Below are 19,380 nucleotides of genomic sequence, written 5' to 3'. Positions count from 1 at the left end.
GTCAGTCGAGACGCATGGCGATGCCGGCTGCGGCCATATGGGTCTTTGCCTCTGCAATCGAATAGGTGCCGAAGTGGAAGATCGAGGCGGCGAGAACCGCAGTGGCATGCCCATCGCGAATACCCGCGACCAGGTCATCCAGATTGCCGACACCGCCGGAGGCAATGACGGGCACGCGGACACTGTCGGCGATCGTGCGCGTGAGGCCGATATCGTAACCGCTCTTCGTCCCGTCCCTGTCCATTGAGGTGACCAACAGTTCGCCTGCCCCGCGCTCGACCATCTTGATTGCGAATTCGACCGCATCGATGCCAGTCGGCTGACGACCGCCATGGGTGAAGATTTCCCAGCGATCCGCTTCGCCGGCAGCGGAAACCTTCTTCGCGTCGATCGAAACGACGATGCACTGATTGCCGAACTTGTCGGCAGCTTCTGCCACGAAATCGGGGTTCTTCACCGCAGCGGAATTGATCGACACCTTGTCGGCGCCGCAGAGCAGGAGCTTGCGAATATCGGCGACGGCCCGAACGCCGCCGCCGACCGTCAGCGGCATGAAACAATGGTCGGCAGTCTGGGCCACGACATCGAAGATCGTGTCGCGATTGTCGGAGGAGGCGGTAATATCGAGGAAGCAGAGTTCGTCGGCACCTGCTGCATCATAGGCCTTGGCAGCCTCGACCGGGTCACCGGCATCGATGAGATCGACGAAGTTGACGCCCTTGACGACGCGGCCGTCCTTGACGTCGAGGCAGGGGATCACGCGGGCCTTGAGTGTCATGGTCTTGTCCTCAGCCTCTCGCAGCCTTGATCAGCGCGAGCGCCTCTGCAGGGTCGATGCGCCCATCATAAAGCGCGCGGCCGGAAATCGCACCTTCGAGCTTCGCGGCATCCGGTTCCAGCATACGCTTGATGTCCTCGATAGAGGCGAGACCGCCGGAAGCGATCACCGGGATCGAAACGGCAGCGGCAAGCTCCAACGTCGAGGCCCAGTTGATACCGGTCAGGATCCCGTCGCGGTCGATATCGGTATAGATGATCGCGGCCACACCAGCGCCTTCGAAACGCTGGGCGAGTTCGATCACGCCGAGTTCGGAGGCTTCCGCCCAGCCTTCGACGGCGACCTTGCCGCCCTTGGCGTCGATACCGACGGCGACCTTGCCGGGGAAGCGCTTGCAGGCTTCGATGACAAGCGCCGGATCACGGACGGCGACCGTACCGAGGATGACGCGCGATAGCCCACGCGACAACCAGCTCTCGATATGGTCGAGCGTGCGAATGCCGCCGCCGAGTTGCACCGGGTTCTTCGTCGCCTGCAGGATCGCATCGACGGCAGCGCCATTGACGCTTTCACCGGCGAAGGCACCGTTCAGGTCGACCACATGCAGCCATTCGAAGCCCTGGTCTTCGAAAGCGCGCGCTTGTGCTGCCGGATCGGGGTTGTAGACGGTCGCCTGCTCCATATCGCCCAGCTTGAGGCGAACGCACTGGCCGTCCTTGAGGTCGATGGCGGGGAAAAGGATCATGAGTACTATCCGTGCCCTTCAGGGCGTCCAGGTCAGGAAATTGGCGATGAGCTTCAGGCCAAGCGCCTGGCTCTTCTCGGGATGGAATTGCGCACCCACCATGTTGTCGCGCCCGACAAAGGCCGTCATTGCGCCACCATAGTCGGTCGTCGCAATCACATCTTCGGGCTTGCGCGCTGCAAGGTGATAGGAATGCACGAAATAGGCGTGCAACCCGTCCACGCCGGTCGGAATGCCGTCGAACAACGGATGCGGGCGGTTGAGTGCCAGCGTGTTCCAGCCGATCTGCGGGATCTTGAGGGACGGATCGGACGGCGTCATTTCGACCACATCGCCTTCGATCCAGCCGAAGCCGTCGGTCACAGTCTTCTCGAGCCCGCGCGACGACATGAGTTGCATGCCGACGCAGACGCCGAAGAAGGGGCGGCCCTTCTTCTCGACAACCTCGGTGATCGCATCATGCATGCCGGGAACGGCATCCAGCCCCTTGCGGCAGTCGGCATAGGCGCCGACGCCCGGGAGCACGATCCGGTCGGCAGTGGCGATCCGGTCCGCCTTGTCGGTGAGTTCGATCTCGGCGTCGAGCCCGGCCTCGCGGGCAGCCCGTTCAAAGGCCTTGGTGGCCGAGCGCAGATTGCCCGAACCGTAGTCGATGATGGATACACGCATATTGTCCAGTCCTTTCTGCTCGACGATTAGGGGTCAACGCCCGAACCGGAGCAAGGTGGCAGTCTCCCCATGGGGGAAGGTGCCCCTTAAACCAGGGTGCCCTTGGTGGAGGGAATACGGTTTGCCTGCCGCGGATCGACTTCGGTTGCTGTGCGAAGCGCGCGCGCGACCGCCTTGAAGCAGGTCTCGGCAATATGGTGGTTGTTGGCGCCGTAATGGTTCAGCACATGCAGCGTGATCCCGGCGTTCTGGGCAAACGCCTGGAAGAACTCGCGCACCAGTTCGGTGTCGAATGTGCCGATCTTCGGCGTGCTGAAATTGACGTTCCAGACCAGGAAGGGTCGGCCCGAGACATCGATCGCCGCCTTGGTCATCGTCTCGTCCATGGCAAGATCGATCGAGGCATAACGCGTGATGCCCTTGCGGTCGCCGAGCGCCTTGGAAATCGCCTGGCCGAGCGCGATGCCGGTGTCCTCGACGGTATGGTGATCGTCGATATGCAGGTCACCCTTCACGTCGATGTCCATGTCGATGAGTGAGTGACGGCAGAGCTGGTCGAGCATATGGTCGAAGAAGCCCACGCCCGTCGAAATCTTGCCCGTGCCGGTGCCGTCGATATGGACGGAAACCGAGACCGAGGTTTCGTTGGTCTTGCGGGAAACTTCGCCTTTACGCTCTGCCATTTGGCTGCTCCATGAGGATCTCGGCCCTCCCATAACAGCAGGGCGGTGAAATATCCAGAAGTTACATTGCGCTGCCGCAAGGCGCAGGCGCACGCTTTTGCCGCAGATTGCAATCGCTGAAAGCCCACTTACATAGGAACCGACTAACCGGGCGGAATGCCCGCCCCACAAGGCCCGCTAGCGCGGGTGACAGGTGATTGATGACAACGATTGTTACCGTACGCAAAGACAGCAAGGTGGTGATGGCCGGTGATGGTCAGGTCAGCCTTGGCCAGACCGTAATGAAGGGCAATGCCCGCAAGGTGCGCCGCATCGGCAAGGGCGGCGAGGTGATCGCAGGCTTCGCCGGCGCGACCGCCGATGCCTTTACCCTGCTCGATCGCCTCGAAAAGAAGCTTGAGCAATATCCCGGCCAGCTGATGCGCGCCGCCGTCGAGCTCGCCAAGGACTGGCGCACCGACAAGTATCTGCGCAATCTCGAAGCCATGATGCTGGTTGCCGACAAGTCGATCACGCTTGCGATCACCGGCAACGGCGACGTGCTGGAGCCAGAGCATGGCGCGATCGCCATCGGATCCGGCGGCAACTACGCCTACGCAGCCGCCCGTGCGCTTATGGATACCGACCACTCGGCCGAGGATATCGCCACCCGCGCTTTGACGATCGCCGGCGAAATCTGCGTCTACACCAACAACAACATGGTGATTGAGACCCTCGACGCCGACTGACGGCTGCCGATCGAATTCCACACCAAGAGACGATGCGCGGGTCCGCGGCATCGTGAGGAGCAACCCGAAATGACCAATTTTTCTCCGCGCGAGATCGTCTCCGAGCTCGACCGCCATATCATCGGCCAGCATGACGCCAAGCGCGCGGTCGCCATCGCGCTGCGCAATCGCTGGCGGCGCCAGCAGCTTTCGGAAGATCTGCGCGATGAGGTCATGCCGAAAAACATCCTGATGATCGGGCCGACCGGCGTCGGCAAGACGGAAATCTCCCGTCGGCTGGCCAAGCTTGCCGGTGCGCCCTTCATCAAGGTGGAGGCCACTAAGTTCACCGAAGTGGGTTATGTCGGCCGCGACGTCGAGCAGATCATCCGCGATCTGGTGGAGATCGGCATCGCCCTCATTCGCGACAAGAAGCGGCAGGAAGTGCAGGCCAAAGCCCATCAGCTGGCCGAAGAACGTGTGCTCGACGCTTTGGTGGGTGCCACCGCGTCGCCGGCCACTCGCGACAGCTTTCGCAAGAAGCTTCGTGGTGGTGAACTGGACGACAAGGAGATCGACATCGAGGTCGCCGACAGCGGTTCCGGCGCGCCCGGTTTCGAGGTCCCCGGCATGCCCGGTGCCAATATCGGCATCCTCAATCTGTCGGAAATGTTCGGAAAGGCCATGGGCAACCGGACAAAGAAGGTCCGCACCACCGTCAAGGCGTCCTACGGCGACCTGATCCGCGACGAGTCGGACAAGCTGATCGACAATGAGGTCATCCAGCGCGAAGCGCTTCGCTCGGTCGAGAATGACGGCATCGTCTTCCTCGACGAAATCGACAAGATTGCAGCCCGCGAAGGCGCGATGGGTGCGGGCGTCTCGCGTGAAGGCGTGCAGCGCGACTTGCTTCCACTCGTCGAGGGCACAACGGTTGCGACCAAGTATGGGCCGGTCAAGACCGACCATATCCTCTTCATCGCGTCTGGCGCCTTCCACGTCTCCAAGCCCTCCGACCTCCTGCCGGAACTTCAGGGCCGCCTGCCGATCCGGGTCGAGCTGAAGCCGCTGACCAAGGAAGACTTCCGCCGCATCCTGACGGAAACCGAAGCGAGCCTGATCCGCCAGTACAAGGCGCTGATGGCGACCGAGGAGCTCAATCTCGACTTCACCGAGGACGCGATCGATGCGCTTGCCGATGTCGCGGTCCAGCTCAACGAGACGGTCGAGAATATCGGTGCCCGTCGCCTGCAGACGGTCATGGAGCGCGTGTTGGACGAAATATCCTTCCATGCACCGGACCGTGGTGGCTCGGAAGTCATGATCGACTCGACCTATGTTCAGGAGCACGTCGGGGATCTCGCTGCGAACACCGATCTGAGCCGCTATATCCTGTGATCTTTGTGCATCTATGGGTCGCTTTCGCCATTGCCATGTCGGGAAAGTGAAAGCGACCCATATCGACAATACAGGCACCCCTTATGTAAGGAGAGCCGCTGTCGGACGACGCCCATGGATGCGTCGGCAATCCGTTCGGGGACACATGTCCAGGGGCCGCGCATCGTGCTGAACATCACCAGGATCATCATCGTCGCATTGGGACTTGCAGGGCTTGTTCCTTTGTCGGGCCAGGCTGCAGACAAGGTGCCGCCGGGAAATCGCAATGCCGAGCAGCCGGCCGTTCCTGGCGCCTCGGTGCGCCGCACCAAGGCGGGCAAGACCAGCTTCGACATCAAGTACGAGAAGGTACGCGATCTCCTGAAGACCGACTCGAGACTGGTCGGGAAGATCAAGAAGACGGCATCAGCCTATCAGATCGCTCCGATCCACATGGTGGGCGCGATCGTCGGCGAGCACACCTACAACGTCGATGCCTATGACAGTCTGCAGAGCTATTATGTGAAGGCTGCCTCCTACGCCGGCAACAGCTTCCGTTTCGGTTACAAGGACGAGAGCATTTCGGATTTCGTCGGCCGATCCGAATTTTCCGAATGCAGCGGCTATTCGGACAGCTACCGTCTCTGGACCTGCCGCGAGAAGGTCTGGGAAGATCAGTTCCGCGGCAAATCCGTCGGCGGTAAGTCCTATCCAAACAATCGCTTCAGCGCCGTATTCTTCCAGCCTTTCTATGCCGGCCAGACCTTTGGTCTGGGGCAGATCAATCCTCTGACCGCCCTGATGCTGTCGGACCTCGTGCATGAGAAGTCCGGCTATCCGAAGCTGGACGAGAATGATGCGGCGGGCGTCTACAAGGCGATCATGGATCCCGATATCTCGCTTGCCTTCATGGCAGCGGTCATCCGCAAGTCGATCGACGACTACCGTGAGATCGCCGACGTCGATATCTCCGGCAATCCGGGTGTTACGGCGACGCTCTTCAATATCGGCGGCTCGCAGCAGCGCGCACGCGCACTGGCTGCGAAGCGCTCGAGCGGTGCGGCGAATTGGCCGGAAGAGAACTATTACGGCTGGTTGATCAACGATCGGCTGGACGAGTTGGAGCCCCTGCTCTAACTCATTAGGGGGGGCTCCAACCCTTCGAGGGAGCAACACATGGACGCCAGTCTGCGCAAATCGACCTTCGAGCCGCCGGCACCCGTGCCGCGGACGGTCCCGCCCAGCCGGCTGGAGATCATTCGCACGGTCTTGAAGAACCCGCTCGAGCTGTGGGGACAGCCCTCCTACACTTGGCCATGGATCGTCACGCGCTTTTTCGGCCAAACCACCATCATCGCCAATGATCCGGGTCTGATCCGGCATGTTCTCGTCGACAACGCTTCGAATTACGAGATGTCCGAGATCCGCCAGCTCGTTCTGCGCCCCATTCTGCGGGATGGGCTTTTGACGGCCGAAGGTCCGGTTTGGAAACGCTCGCGCAAGGCCATGGCACCTGTCTTCACCCCGCGGCATGCGCGCGGTTTCGCGCGCCAGATGCGTGAGCAAAGCGAACTTTTTCTCGACCGCTACGAAGCCGGTGCCGAAGGCGTGGTCCGCGATGTCGCCGTCGACATGACCGAACTCACCTATGCCATTCTGTCCGAGACACTTTTCTCGGGCGGTATCGTCTCCGAGCAGGGTGATTTTGCCAAGGACGTCGACGATCTCCTGCACAGCATGGGTCGTATCGACCCGCTGGACTTGCTGAAGGCTCCCAGATGGATCCCGCGCCTGACCCGCATCCGGGGTCTCGGCGTTCTGCGCAAGTTCCGCGAACTTGTGCGCCGGACGATGGATCACCGCCGGTCCATCATCAGGACTGAGCGCGAGAACGCACCGGACGATTTCTTGACCTTGCTGCTCGAACTGGAAGGACCTGACGGTCTCACCTCCGAAGAGATCGAGGACAACATCCTGACCTTTATCGGGGCAGGGCACGAGACCACGGCGCGTGCCCTGGCCTGGACGCTGTACTGTGTGGCCCATTGCCCGGATGTCCGCGACGCAATGGAGCGCGAAATCGATGAGGTCATCGCGTCCGGTGCCGATCCTGTCGAGTGGCTCGACAAGATGCCGCATGTGCGAGCCTCCTTCGAGGAGGCGATGCGGCTTTATCCGCCGGCGCCCTCGATCAATCGCGATGCGATCGCCGACGATCGCTACACCGCGCCCAATGGCGAAACCGTCGAGATTGCGAAGGGTGCCACCGTCCTCGTCATGCCCTGGACCCTGCACCGCCACGAGCTTTACTGGGACAAGCCGCGCGTCTTCGACCCCTCGCGCTTTCTGCCGGGCGAGCGGGAGAAAATTGGCCGCTTTCAGTATCTGCCATTTGGAGCCGGTCCGCGCGTCTGCATCGGCGCCACCTTTGCGCTGCAGGAAGCCGTCATCGCGCTCGCTGTGCTGATGCAGCGATATCGTTTCGCCGCGACGCCGCAGACGAAACCCTGGCCGGTCCAGAAGCTCACCACCCAACCCGCAGGCGGCCTGCCGATGCGCATCACGCCCCGCAAGACGTAATGCGGCGTCATCCTGCCGCTCCTCCGCTGGAAATCCGGCGAATGCCTGTGTCATAAGGGATGCGTCGCCGTTCGGGCGGGCATCATGGGGAAGACTGCGTGACATCCGATTACATGCTGGGCATCGACACCGGCGGCACCTATACGGACGCCGTCATCTATAGCGAAACGCATGGGATCGTCGCCAAGGCGAAATCGCTCACCACCCGCCACGATCTGTCGATCGGCATCTCCGGTGCGCTCGAAAGTGTGCTCGCCGAATCAGCGATCGATCCTACGGCGATCGGACTTGTCTCGCTGTCGACGACGCTTGCCACAAATGCCCTCGTCGAAGGGCAGGGCGGCCGCGCCGGTCTCATCATGATCGGTTTTGGCCCGGAAGATTTGAAGCGCGATGGTCTGGCCGATGCACTCGGCAACGATCCGGTCCTCTTCATTGCCGGCGGCCATGATGTTCATGGCAACGAGACGCCGTTCGACCAGGAGGCGCTGGAAGCGGCACTGCCCGAGCTTTCGGCCAGTGTTTCGTCCTTTGCCATCGCAGGCTATTTCGCCGTCCGCAATCCGGCGCATGAGCAGCGGGCGCGCGAGATCATTCGCCGGCATTCGGGTCTGCCGGTCACCTGTAGTCATGAACTCTCGTCCAAGCTGGGTGGACCGCGCCGGGCGCTGACAACCCTTCTCAATGCCCGACTCGTTTCAATGATAGACCGCCTGATCGGGTCCGCCGAGCGCTACCTCCTGGAGCGCGGCATCCACGCGCCGCTGATGGTCGTTCGTGGTGACGGCGCGTTGATCTCGGCAGCCGAAGCCCGCCTTCGGCCGATCGAGACCATTCTCTCCGGTCCCGCAGCGAGCCTTGTCGGCGCCCGCCACCTGACTGGCCTCGATGATGCCGTCGTCTCCGACATCGGCGGTACGACCACGGACGTTGCCGTCATGGAAGCCGGCCAGCCGCGGCTTGATCAGGATGGCGCCGTCGTCGGCGGTTACCGAACCATGGTGGAAGCGGTCGCCATGCGCACCTTTGGCCTCGGCGGCGATTCGGAAGTCCGTTTTGACGACCGGGGCCTCGCGGCGAAGATCGAGCTCGGCCCCCGTCGTCTCGTCCCCTTGAGCCTTGCAGCCGCCCTGCATGGGACGGTGATTACCGATGTACTCGAGCGCCAGCTGCGCGCGCCGCATCTCGGTCGCCATGACGGACGTTTTGCTGTCCGCACCGGTGTGCCGGATCACCTTGCCGCGGGTCTGCAGCCACAGGAGGCCGCCCTCTTTCAGAAGATCGGCGCGGCACCGCTGCCGCTCGACCAGTTGATCAGCTTCACCCAGCAGAAGGCGACACTCGACCGGCTCGTCGCTCGCGGCCTCGTCCATATCTGCGGTCTGACCCCTTCTGATGCCATGCATGTCCTGGATCGCCAGGGCCAGTGGGATCGCAGGGCTGCCGAACTCGGCATGGCGCTGGCGATGCGTCAGAAGGATGGTTCTGGTCAGCCGATCGCGTCATCGCCCGAAGTGCTTGCCCAGCTCATCGTCGATCGCCTGACCCGCCAGTCTGCCGAGGTCATTCTTTCTGCCGCCCTTGCGGAAGATGGGCTCGCCGACGTCGAGCCTTCGAAATCCATATTGATCGACCGTGCCCTCCGGCGTCAGGCGGGAATCGCTCGCTTCAACCTCTCGCTCGATCGGCCTTTGATCGGTCTCGGCGCCTCGGCCGGTGTCTACTACCCAGCGATCGCCGAGATGCTGGCATCCGAATTCGCCGTGCCTGCCGATGCCGACGTTGCCAACGCTGTGGGTGCGGTGGTCGGGCAGGTGCGCAGCAGCGTGACGGTCACCATTGGCTCACCCGAGGAGGGGCTTTTCATCATCACCGGCGGCGGCGACAGCGAGCGGCTGACGGATGAAGCTGTTTCTTTGGAAAGGGCGAGGACAAGGGCAACCGAACTCGCGCGCTCACGTGCCGAAGCCAGCGGTGCCGTCGATGTCGTGCTGGTCATCCGGGAAGAGCTCGATGCGCCCGAGATCGAGGGACGTCGCAAGCTCGTGGAGGCGCGGATCACGGCGATCGCCTCGGGGCGCCCCAGGACGGCACGCGGCTGACTTTCGAATTTGGAAACAATATTTCGTATTTATGACGGATTGACTGCTAATCGGTTTCAGCCATGCTGCGTGCCAAAGCCAGTCCAGTATGAGGAATGACGTCATGACATCAGTTGAAGCCCACGGCCTTTCGATCGACAAGCACCTCTACGATTTCATCGTGACCCAAGCGATCCCGGGAACGCATGTCGAAGCTGATGCCTTCTTCGCCGGCTTTTCCCGGATCGTTCACGACCTGGCACCGAAGAACCGCGCACTGCTTGCCAAGCGGGATGAGCTGCAGGCGCAGATCGATGCCTGGTATCGCCAGAACGGCGCGCCCGCCGATCTGGCCGCCTATGAAAGCTTCCTGCGTGAAATCGGCTATCTCCTGCCCGAAGGCCCGGATTTCAAGATCGAGACGGCCAATGTCGATCCGGAGATTTCGTCGATCGCCGGCCCGCAGCTCGTCGTGCCCGTCATGAACGCGCGCTATGCGCTGAATGCCGCTAATGCCCGCTGGGGTTCGCTTTACGATGCGCTTTACGGCACGGATGCGATTTCCGAGGCTGATGGCGCGGAGAAGGGCAAGGGCTACAATCCGGTTCGCGGTGCCAAGGTGGTAGCGTGGGCGAAGTCATTCCTCGACCGGAGCCTGCCGCTCGCCGGCGGCAGCTGGGCCGATGTTACAGGTTTCGACTTCGAAAACGGCGCGCTCTTCGTCGAGACCGCCAGCGGCCGGACAGGCCTTTCCAGTCCCGACCAATATGTCGGCTTCAAGCGTGAAAGTGAAAAGGCATATCGCCTCTATTTTCGCACCAACGGCCTGCACACCCTCGTCTTCGTCGATCCGGATAGCCTGATCGGCAAGGACGATCCCGCCTGTATCGCCGATGTCGGGCTCGAATCGGCGCTCACCACCATCATGGACTGCGAGGATTCGGTCGCCGCCGTCGACGCCGAGGACAAGATCACCGTCTATTCCAACTGGCTCGGCCTGATGAAGGGCGATCTGACGGAAGAAGTCTCCAAGAGTGGCAGGACGTTTACGCGTGCTCTGAGCGGAGACCTTGAGCTCACGGGTGTTGACGGTGGTGCGGTGACGCTGCCGGGCCGCTCCCTGATGCTCATCCGCAATGTCGGTCACCTCATGACCAATCCCGCGATCACCGACAAGGACGGATATGAGGTGCCGGAAGGCATCATGGATGCCGCGATCACGGCGCTTGTCGCACTGCATGACATCGGCCCGAATGGCCGCCGCAAGAACTCCCGCGCAGGCTCGATGTATGTTGTGAAGCCCAAGATGCATGGCCCCGAAGAGGTTGCCTTCGCCTGCGAGATCTTCTCGCGCGTCGAAGAACTGGTCGGCATGGCGCCCAACACCATCAAGATGGGCATCATGGACGAGGAGCGCCGCACGACGGTCAATCTCAAGGAATGCATCCGCGCCGCGCGTGACCGCGTCGTCTTCATCAACACCGGCTTCCTGGACCGTACCGGCGACGAAATCCACACTGCGATGGAAGCGGGCCCGATGATCCGCAAGGGCGACATGAAGCAGGCCGCCTGGATTTCGGCCTATGAAAACTGGAACGTCGATATCGGCCTTGAATGCGGCCTGTCCGGCCATGCTCAGATCGGCAAGGGCATGTGGGCCACGCCGGATCTGATGGCCGCCATGCTGGAACAGAAGATCGCCCATCCGAAGGCTGGTGCCAACACCGCCTGGGTTCCGTCGCCAACGGCAGCAACGCTGCATGCCACACATTATCACAGCGTCAACGTCGCCGAGATCCAGAACGGCTTGAAGTCACGGCCGCGCGCGAAACTGGCCGATATCCTCTCCGTTCCGGTCGCAACGCGTCCGAACTGGACGCCAGAGGAAATCCAGCGGGAACTCGACAACAATGCCCAGGGCATCCTCGGCTACGTCGTCCGGTGGATCGACCAGGGCGTCGGCTGCTCCAAGGTGCCGGATATCAACAATGTCGGACTGATGGAGGACCGCGCCACGCTTCGCATCTCCGCCCAGCACATGGCAAACTGGCTGCATCACGGCGTGGTGACGGAAGAACAGGTCGTCGAGACATTGAAGCGCATGGCTGTCGTCGTCGACGGACAGAATGCCTCCGACCCGGTCTATGTGCCGATGGCGAAAGACTACGATGGCTCGGTCGCTTTCCAGGCAGCACTTGACCTCGTGCTGAAGGGCCGGGAGCAACCGAACGGCTATACCGAGCCGGTTCTCCATCGTCGCCGCATCGAACTCAAGGCAAAGTCCGCGGCCTGACAGCCAGTCTTTGGCGAAACGAAAAGCCCCGCCGGATCGCTCCGGCGGGGCTTTTCGTATTCTGCGTTGGTGCAGCTTACTGCTGAACCACGACCTTGGAGTTCCGGCCCGGCTTGACGCGATTGTAGAGGTCGATCACGTCCTGGTTCATCATGCGGATGCAGCCCGACGAAGCAGCCGTTCCGATCGATGCCCATTCCGGCGTGCCGTGCAGACGGAACAGAGTGTCCTGGCCCTTCTCGTTGAAGAGATACATGGCGCGTGCGCCGAGCGGGTTGCGCAGGCCGGGTTCCATGCCCTTTTCGACATACTTGGCGACCTCAGGCTTACGTTCCGCCATTTCCTTCGGCGGATGCCAGGTCGGCCATGCCTGCTTCCAGGCGATATAGGCTTCACCTTCCCAGGCAAAGCCCTGCTTGCCGACGCCGATACCGTAACGAACGGCCTTGCCGCGCGGCAGGACGTAATAAAGGAAGCGCTCGCGCGTGTTCACCACGACCGTGCCGGGTTTTTCCGTGGTCGCATAATCGACAATTTGTCGGTGAAACTTCTTGTCGACCTTCTGAATCGGAATGGCAGGCAGGGCATAACCTGCATCCGTGACCGAACCGTAGGAGTCGCTGAAGATCTCGACCTTGGTGGTTTCGGCCACTTCGGCCTTGTCGCCGGTCGTCGTTGTGCAGCCCGCGAGGCCTAGGGACATAACCAGGCCAAGCGCGGTCAAGATATTGCGGAAGCGCATGATAAAGCTCGTGGGTGATGGCTGAGAGACGGTCTTGTGACCATCTTTGATTATGGTTTATTTTGAATTAATCTCGGCAACGCAAGTGCCGTACTACAGCCGACTGTGTTCGGCGCTGCAAAATGACTCCGCATTGCTTTTTTGCAACAGACCTTGGCGCGCGGAGCGGAGTTATCCATGACCTTAGTCTCCATCACGGTGAACAATCCCTTAATCGATGGGCGTCAGTCCGATCGAGCCATGATGATTCGCCGTGGTGTTCAGATCCTCCTGGCGGAGATGCGTTTCGCGATCCTGCCGGAATTGACGCTCGCCAATGGACGTCGGGCCGACCTCATCGCCCTTTCCGAAAAAGGCGAGATCTGGATTGTCGAGATCAAATCATCGATCGAGGATTTTCGGGTCGATCGGAAGTGGCCGGATTATCGTCGCTACTGTGACCGATTGTTTTTCGCTACGCACGCCGGTGTGCCTCTCGAGATCTTCCCGGAAGACTGCGGCCTCTTTCTGTCTGATGGCTATTCCGGCCACCTTTTGCGAGACGCACCCGAGCACCGGCTGCCGCCTGCGACGAGGAAGTCTGTCACTCTCGATTTTTCGAGGGCCGCAGCACAGAGGCTCATGGCCGCGGAATGGGCGGCCCAGCTCAAGTCGGTGTGATTACTTCGGCGCGCGTTTGGCGAGAATGCGCTGCAGGGTGCGTCGATGCATGTTGAGCCTGCGCGCCGTTTCCGAGACGTTTCGGTCACAGCTTTCATAGACGCGCTGAATATGCTCCCAGCGAATCCGGTCGGCCGACATCGGATTTTCCGGGATCTCGGCCTTCTCGCCAGGCCTCTGCGTCAGCGCCAGGTAGACATCATCAGCGTCTGCAGGCTTTGCCAGATAATCGAGTGCCCCGAGCTTAACGGCCGTCACTGCCGTTGCGATGTTGCCGTAACCGGTGAGCACGATGATCCGTGTGTCGGAACGGCGCTCCCGGATCGCCTCGATGACGTCGAGCCCGGTTCCGTCACCCAGCCGCAGATCGACAACGGCATAGGCGGGTGCAGCTTCCTTGGCTTTCGCAATACCCTCGGCAACGGAGCCGGCAAGCTCCACCGTGAAGCCGCGGCTTTCCATGGCGCGTGCCAGGCGACGCAGAAAGGGCGCATCGTCATCGACGATCAGCAGGGACGGATCAGGGCCGAGATCGTGACTGTCCGCTGCTTGCGTGCCGGCGGCTGGTTTTGCGACCTGTGATGCTGCGTCTGCCATCTTTTCGTTCCTGCGACTGTTCCAAAACTTCGCTGTCGACCTTATGCGTGCGAAGACCCTACAGGTAAAGTCATAACGACGTGTCCAATTCCATGTATTCGCGGGGCCAGATCACCACGACGCGCGCGCCGGACCCTTCCGGGCTGCGGTTTTCGAAACGAAGGCTGGCTCCGGACCGTTCGAGCAGTGTCTTTGCGATGAACAGCCCAAGACCGAGCCCCCCGGCGCGCGTTTCATTCTGCCTGCTGGTAACATAGGGCTCGCCAATTCTTTGCAAGACCCCTGCGGAGAAACCGGCCCCGTCGTCCTCGATCGTGACGGTGACGTCCGCGGCCGTATGCTCCACGCTGACCATGACCTTGGACCGGGCATAGTCGACCGCATTCTCGAGCAGGTTGCCGAGCCCATAGAGAATGGCGGGATTGCGGGTGCCGACCGGCTCGAGTGCCCTGTCGGACAACTCGATCAGCTCGACTTTCACCCCGAATTCCCGATGCGGCGCGATGACTTCTTCCATCATCGAGGAGAGCGGAAGCTCCCGCATATGGGCTTCGCCTTCCGTGGCGAGCGACGTCAGTCGGCGCAGGATATCGCGGCAGCGCTCGCTCTGGCTGCGCAGAAGCTGCACGTCTTCGCGATACCGCTCGTCATTGCCGAGGTCGCGCTCCATCTCCTTGGCCACCACACTGATGGTCGCGAGCGGCGTTCCGAGCTCATGCGCTGCCGCTGCCGCCAGACCATCAAGCTGATGCAAGTGCTTTTCCCGTTGCAGGATGAGTTCGGTCGCAGTCAGGGCGTCCGCAAGCAGTGTCGCCTCCTGGGAGACGCGATAGGCATAAAAGGCGGCAAAGGCAGTCATCGAGACGATCGAGCTCCACATGCCGAGCTGCAGAAGCGGGTGCACTTCGAGCGTTCGACCCTCGAACCAGGGCAGGGGATAGGGCGTGAAGGCAAGCAGGGTGATGAAGGCGAGCGCCGTCACGAAAAGCGCAATCGAATGCCGGCTCGGCTGAGATGCGAAGGAGATGATGACGGGGATGCAGATCAGTGGCGCGAAGGGATTGTTGAGCCCGCCGGTGATGAAGAGCAGGGCTCCCATCTGGAAGAGATCGAGCGCAAGCACCGCGAAAGCCGCCGCCGGTTCCAGCCGGTAGGTGGGCGGGAACGCCACGGACATGAGCGAGTTGGCCGCAGCCAGTGCGGCGATCAGCCCAAGGCATGTCATGAGCGGCAGAGGAAACTCGAACCAGAGCGACACGACGAGAATGGTCAGCAATTGCCCCGCCACGGCAACCCAGCGGAGCTTCACCAGGGTTTCGAGACGCAGGCGCCGGCTGCTCGGACCGAATTTGGCTGCCAGATCCATGGTCATCACTATTCCCTGTTCTGCCGCGCCATCAGGTTCCGCGGGGTTTCACTCGTGTCGTCGGGGCTGCTGCAGCCGGGTCTTCTGGCCAGGGATGCTTCGGATAGCGGCCACGCATGTCGGCGCGCACATCCTTCCACGATCCCGTCCAGAACCCCGGAAGATCCCGTGTTGTCTGAATGGGTCGATGGGCGGGCGAGGTCAACTCCAGAAGCAGTGGCAATTTGCCGCCGCCGATCGTGGGGTGGCTCTTCAACCCGAAAAGCTCCTGCACGCGGATCTGCAGAACGGGCTCATCCCCCTCGTAGCGGATCGGATGGGATTGCCCGGTTGGCGCGGTGAAATGCGTCGGGACGAGCCGGTCGAGTTCCCGCTGCGATCCTCCGGGCACCATCGCCATCAGCCCGTCGTGCAGGCTGGAAGCGGTAATCTCCTGGAAGCTCGTCACGCCGGACTGAAAGGGCACGAACCAGTCGTCCAGTTTCGCGATCAGGCCGTCATCGCTGGTATCCGGCCATGGCTCGCCAAGGCTGCGGTAAAGAAAGCCGAGCCTTTGCCGCAGCTGGGCCGCCGCCTTGGAAAAGGGCAGGGCGGCAACACCAAGAAGGCGCACTCCCTCGGCAAGTGCTCTGGCGGCATCGTCGCCCTTGGGCTTCGGCAGGGGTTGCTCGTCGAAGATGATCGCGCCCAATCGCGTCACCCGTCTCGCCCGCACCTGGCGGCTCGCCGTATCGAAGCCGCTTTCCTCCGATGTCGTGATCGCCGAGGGCAGAAGTGTCTCGATGTCGCCGCGTGAGGTTTCCGCTGCGGCGAGCACACGTCCCTGCGCCGCCTTGCCGGTCAGATCGGCGATGACAAGCAATTCTGCTCCGGCAAGACGCTCGGAAGCGGGGATCTCCGCACCCCGGCCATTGGCCATCACGAACCGGCCACGCCCGCCCCGTTGGCGGGCAATCCTGTCCGGGAAGGCGTGAATGAGCAGGGCGCCAGCTGAGACAGGTGCATCGGCATCATCCCGATGCTTGAGACCGGACGATAGCCGTTGCGCAAGGTTGCGGGCGTTGCGGGCCCGCTCGCCGCGATCCCGGCGGAACTGCCTCAGCCGCTCATCGAGGTCGAGATCATTGCCGCCCAGTCCTTGTTCGGTGAGGAGAACCGCCAGCTCTGCGGCGGCCTTGGCGTCGCCACGCTCGGATGTGCCGAGCACCATGGCGGACAGCCGGGGTGGCAGTCCGAAATCCCGCATGCGTCGACCCTTGTCGGTCAACTGAAGCTTTTCGTCGAGCGCCCCGAGACCGATCAGCAACTGGCGTGCCTCCTTGAGGGCGGCCTCCGGTGGCATGTCGAGGAGCAGGAGCTGGCCGGGATCCGCAACGCCCCAATGGGCAAGGTCCAGCGCAAGACCGGAAAGGTCACTCGACAGGATTTCCGGCGGCGTGAAGGCGGGAAGGGCGGCCGTTTGCCCGGCATGCCAGAGGCGGATCGCAATCCCCGGTTCCGTTCGTCCCGCACGCCCGGCCCGCTGGTCTGCGGAAGCCCGGGATACCCTGACCGTTTCGAGGCGCGTGATCCCCGTCGATGCTTCGAACACGGGAAGCCGCTGCAACCCGCTGTCGATCACCACACGCACACCGTCGATGGTGATTGAGGTCTCCGCGATCGAGGTGGACAGCACGACCTTGCGTTTGCCCGGTGCTGCTGGGCGGACCGCCGCGTCCTGATCCGCCTGGCTCAGCACGCCATAAAGCGGTGTGATCGTCACATCCGGCCCGATCCTGCCCTCGATCCGTTCGGCGGTGCGCCGGATCTCCGCCTGCCCCGGCAGAAAGGCGAGGATCGATCCCGCCTCCTCCGACAGTGTCTGCAGAATGGTCGCGGTGACCGCATCTTCAATGCGCTCGTCGCCCGAGCGGTCGCGGTGGCGGATCTCGACCGGAAAGCTTCGCCCCTCACTGATGATGACAGGTGGATCTTCAAGCAACTGCCCGATCCGCTCGATATCCAGTGTTGCCGACATCACGACGATCCGCAGATCCGGGCGCAGTGCGGCTTGGGCATCGAGCGCCAGCGCCAGCCCGACATCGGCGTCCAGCGACCGTTCGTGGAACTCGTCGAACAGGACGGCGGCCACACCGGTCAGTTCCGGGTCGTCGAGGATCATGCGCACAAAGACGCCTTCCGTCACCACCTCGATCCGCGTCCGGCCACTGATCCGGTTGTCCAGCCGCATCCTGTATCCCACGGTCTCACCGACGCTTTCGCCGAGCAGCCCGGCCATACGCGACGCGGCCGCCCGTGCGGCAAGTCGCCGAGGCTCCAGCAGGATGATCCGGCCGTCGCCGCGCCAGGGCTGGCCGAGCAGATGCAAGGGAACGATCGTCGTCTTGCCGGCGCCGGGGGGCGCCGAGAGCACGGCGCGATTGCCCTTTTCGAGAGCCGTACCAAGCTGATCGAGACGATCGCTGATCGGAAGAAGCGGAAGCGAAGGTGTCACGAAGCTGCACTGTCCTGACTGGCGGTCTCGTAAGCAAGGATCGCGCCGGCAAGATCCTCGAGCGCTGCGCCCACGGATTTGAACAAGGTGATGTCCTCGGCGCTCCGGCGCCCACCATGACCCTTGACCAGTTCTGCCAGTTCCCCCTGCACATGATCTTTGGCGATGGCGCCGGAAGCGATCGCCTGCAGGATATCGCCGGCTTCGGCAAAGGCGCCGGCGCGTGTATCGACAAACACGCGGGCCCGGCGAACGGCCTCGTCATCGCTCTCGCGCATATCCTTGGTAAAGGCGCCGATCAGATCGAGATGGCTGCCGGGCTTCAGCCACTCTCCCCGGATCAACGGCGCGCGTGACAGGGTCGCACACGAGATGATGTCGGCCTGGCGGGCAGCACTTTCCAGATCGGCGGCAACCTCGACGGCAAAGCCGAGCGCCCGCGCCTCATCCGCCGCGCGCTTTGCTTTGTTCCGATCCCGCCCCCAGACCGACACCGCCCGAATGGGTCGCACGCGGCTATGCGCTTCGATGAGATTGACGCTGAGCCGACCTGTTCCGACCACGAGCAGGCGGGACGCATCTTCGCGCGCCAGATGGCGTGCCGCGAGCGCCGAGGCAGCGGCTGTGCGCCGCGCTGTGAGTTCGCCGCCATCGATCACCGCAAGCAGTTCACCGGTACGCCCAGAGGAGAGGAGATAACTGCCATGGATCGCAGGCAGCGAGCGCAGATGATTGTCCGGGAAAACCGAAACCAGTTTCACGCCTATATAGTGTCCAGGTTGCCAGGCCGGCATCAGCAGCAGCGTCGCATCGGTCTCTCCCGGCACATCGACCGTATGATGGTGACGAACCGGCATGACGCAGTCCCCCTGGAACATGGCGTCGAGTGCGCCGATGAGCGCGCTCCATTCGAGGCAATGGCTGGTCTGGTTCTGATCAAGGATGAGCATGCGAGGACAACTCCGGGATGGGGATGCCGGACACTAGCAAGGCAAGTCCGGCTTGCAAACGCATGGAGTGGGGTTGAACAGCACCCAAGGCCCTCCAGATACCTGTGTAATCGATGCTGAAATGGTGTCACTTGTCACCAACAAATCAAGGGTATCGAAATAAACGCAAAAAAATCAATGGCATGTCGATTTTTTGCACTTTTGTGAAATCCGGCTGTTGACGGTTTGTGGGCGTGGCCGTATAAGCCGCTTCACCGAACGAGAGGGCGGCGCCGCAGGGCCCGCCGGACTGGTTCAGACAAGATCCTTGAAATTGGCTGCGATGCTGGTTTTGTTGCCCGACTTTAGGGTTGGGCGGTGATGGATTTTCGACGGGTTTTGGTCCGTCTGTTTTTTGACAATTGAAGATGGAAGAAAGAGAAACGTGGGCGGCGGTCTTGCGTAGATGGAGTGGAAACACTTTGTCTTAGAAGACAAGATGACGGTCACGTTTTGATATGAGAACACCAGATTGGTAGCGCAGTGATGCGTTTTCAATCGAGTGAGTTCTCGTCGATTCAGAACATAAAGTGATTAGTCACGATTGAATTCTCAACTTGAGAGTTTGATCCTGGCTCAGAACGAACGCTGGCGGCAGGCTTAACACATGCAAGTCGAG

At 61.9% G+C, this 19,380-nt stretch carries 16 protein-coding genes and 1 rRNA gene; 8 read left to right on the top strand and 9 right to left on the bottom strand.

What is annotated here, in order from left to right; all coding sequences use genetic code 11:
- Position 1: 1 nt before the first annotated feature.
- From hisF to hisB, 4 genes are all read right to left on the bottom strand, one after another.
- Positions 2-778, bottom strand: a complete 777-nt coding sequence (gene hisF, locus QWE_RS00930) for an imidazole glycerol phosphate synthase subunit HisF (protein ID WP_006724176.1) — start codon at positions 776-778, stop codon at positions 2-4.
- Between the two features lie 10 nt (positions 779-788).
- On the bottom strand, positions 789-1,523 hold the full coding sequence (hisA, locus tag QWE_RS00925; protein ID WP_006724175.1) for a 1-(5-phosphoribosyl)-5-[(5-phosphoribosylamino)methylideneamino]imidazole-4-carboxamide isomerase: 735 nt from the start codon (positions 1,521-1,523) through the stop codon (positions 789-791).
- A gap of 18 nt (positions 1,524-1,541) precedes the next feature.
- Entirely contained in the window at positions 1,542-2,192 is a 651-nt protein-coding gene (gene hisH / locus QWE_RS00920; RefSeq protein WP_006724174.1) for an imidazole glycerol phosphate synthase subunit HisH, read from the bottom strand.
- A gap of 86 nt (positions 2,193-2,278) precedes the next feature.
- Positions 2,279-2,875, bottom strand: a complete 597-nt coding sequence (gene hisB, locus QWE_RS00915; RefSeq protein WP_006724173.1) for an imidazoleglycerol-phosphate dehydratase HisB — start codon at positions 2,873-2,875, stop codon at positions 2,279-2,281.
- 200 nt (positions 2,876-3,075) lie between these two features.
- Between hisB and hslV the strand changes: the two genes are divergently transcribed.
- The 6 genes from hslV (at position 3,076) to QWE_RS00885 (ending at position 11,913) form a co-directional block, all read left to right on the top strand.
- Positions 3,076-3,603, top strand: coding sequence for an ATP-dependent protease subunit HslV (gene hslV, locus QWE_RS00910; protein ID WP_006724172.1), 528 nt, complete (start codon positions 3,076-3,078; stop codon positions 3,601-3,603).
- 69 nt (positions 3,604-3,672) lie between these two features.
- On the top strand, positions 3,673-4,980 hold the full coding sequence (gene hslU, locus QWE_RS00905) for an ATP-dependent protease ATPase subunit HslU (RefSeq protein ID WP_006724171.1): 1,308 nt from the start codon (positions 3,673-3,675) through the stop codon (positions 4,978-4,980).
- 114 nt (positions 4,981-5,094) lie between these two features.
- Positions 5,095-6,096 (top strand): DUF1402 family protein, encoded by a 1,002-nt coding sequence (locus QWE_RS00900; RefSeq protein ID WP_006724170.1) that lies wholly within the window; start codon positions 5,095-5,097, stop codon positions 6,094-6,096.
- A gap of 39 nt (positions 6,097-6,135) precedes the next feature.
- A complete protein-coding gene (locus tag QWE_RS00895) occupies positions 6,136-7,539 on the top strand; it encodes a cytochrome P450 (protein ID WP_006724169.1) in 1,404 nt (467 codons plus the stop codon).
- A 98-nt stretch (positions 7,540-7,637) separates the two neighbouring features.
- Positions 7,638-9,641, top strand: coding sequence for a hydantoinase/oxoprolinase N-terminal domain-containing protein (locus tag QWE_RS00890; protein ID WP_040299336.1), 2,004 nt, complete (start codon positions 7,638-7,640; stop codon positions 9,639-9,641).
- 103 nt (positions 9,642-9,744) lie between these two features.
- Positions 9,745-11,913: a malate synthase G gene (locus QWE_RS00885; protein ID WP_006724167.1), complete on the top strand. Its 2,169-nt coding sequence runs from the start codon at positions 9,745-9,747 to the stop codon at positions 11,911-11,913.
- 76 nt (positions 11,914-11,989) lie between these two features.
- On the opposite strand, the gene QWE_RS00880 is transcribed toward QWE_RS00885, so the two are convergent.
- Positions 11,990-12,655 carry a L,D-transpeptidase gene (locus QWE_RS00880; RefSeq protein WP_006724166.1) on the bottom strand — a complete coding sequence of 222 codons (666 nt, stop codon included), beginning with the start codon at positions 12,653-12,655 and terminating at the stop codon, positions 11,990-11,992.
- Positions 12,656-12,832: 177 nt separating this feature from the next.
- Here QWE_RS00880 and QWE_RS00875 point away from each other — a divergent pair, with 177 nt between their 5' ends.
- Positions 12,833-13,315 carry an MmcB family DNA repair protein gene (locus tag QWE_RS00875; protein ID WP_006724165.1) on the top strand — a complete coding sequence of 161 codons (483 nt, stop codon included), beginning with the start codon at positions 12,833-12,835 and terminating at the stop codon, positions 13,313-13,315.
- Here the strand turns inward: QWE_RS00875 and QWE_RS00870 are convergent, their stop codons facing one another.
- The 4 genes from QWE_RS00870 to lhpI form a co-directional block, all read right to left on the bottom strand.
- The gene (locus QWE_RS00870) at positions 13,316-13,912 is read right to left on the bottom strand and encodes an ActR/PrrA/RegA family redox response regulator transcription factor (RefSeq protein WP_006724164.1); all 597 of its coding nucleotides are present in this window, start codon (positions 13,910-13,912) and stop codon (positions 13,316-13,318) included. It lies immediately after the preceding gene.
- A 70-nt stretch (positions 13,913-13,982) separates the two neighbouring features.
- On the bottom strand, positions 13,983-15,284 hold the full coding sequence (locus QWE_RS00865) for an ActS/PrrB/RegB family redox-sensitive histidine kinase (RefSeq protein WP_006724163.1): 1,302 nt from the start codon (positions 15,282-15,284) through the stop codon (positions 13,983-13,985).
- A gap of 25 nt (positions 15,285-15,309) precedes the next feature.
- On the bottom strand, positions 15,310-17,772 hold the full coding sequence (gene hrpB / locus QWE_RS00860; protein WP_006724162.1) for an ATP-dependent helicase HrpB: 2,463 nt from the start codon (positions 17,770-17,772) through the stop codon (positions 15,310-15,312).
- Complete coding sequence (gene lhpI / locus QWE_RS00855) at positions 17,769-18,722, bottom strand: bifunctional Delta(1)-pyrroline-2-carboxylate/Delta(1)-piperideine-2-carboxylate reductase (protein WP_006724161.1); 954 nt, start codon at positions 18,720-18,722, stop codon at positions 17,769-17,771. The genes hrpB and lhpI overlap by 4 nt, the downstream gene beginning before the upstream one ends.
- Before the next feature lie 592 nt (positions 18,723-19,314).
- Between lhpI and QWE_RS00850 the strand changes: the two genes are divergently transcribed.
- Positions 19,315-19,380 (top strand): 16S ribosomal RNA (locus QWE_RS00850); the annotation flags it as partial.

It is taken from the genome of Agrobacterium albertimagni AOL15 (assembly GCF_000300855.1).
In the GTDB taxonomy this organism is placed as follows: domain Bacteria; phylum Pseudomonadota; class Alphaproteobacteria; order Rhizobiales; family Rhizobiaceae; genus Allorhizobium; species Allorhizobium albertimagni.
Note: the sequence above shows the minus strand (reverse complement) of the source record. Positions and strands in the feature narration are given on the sequence as shown.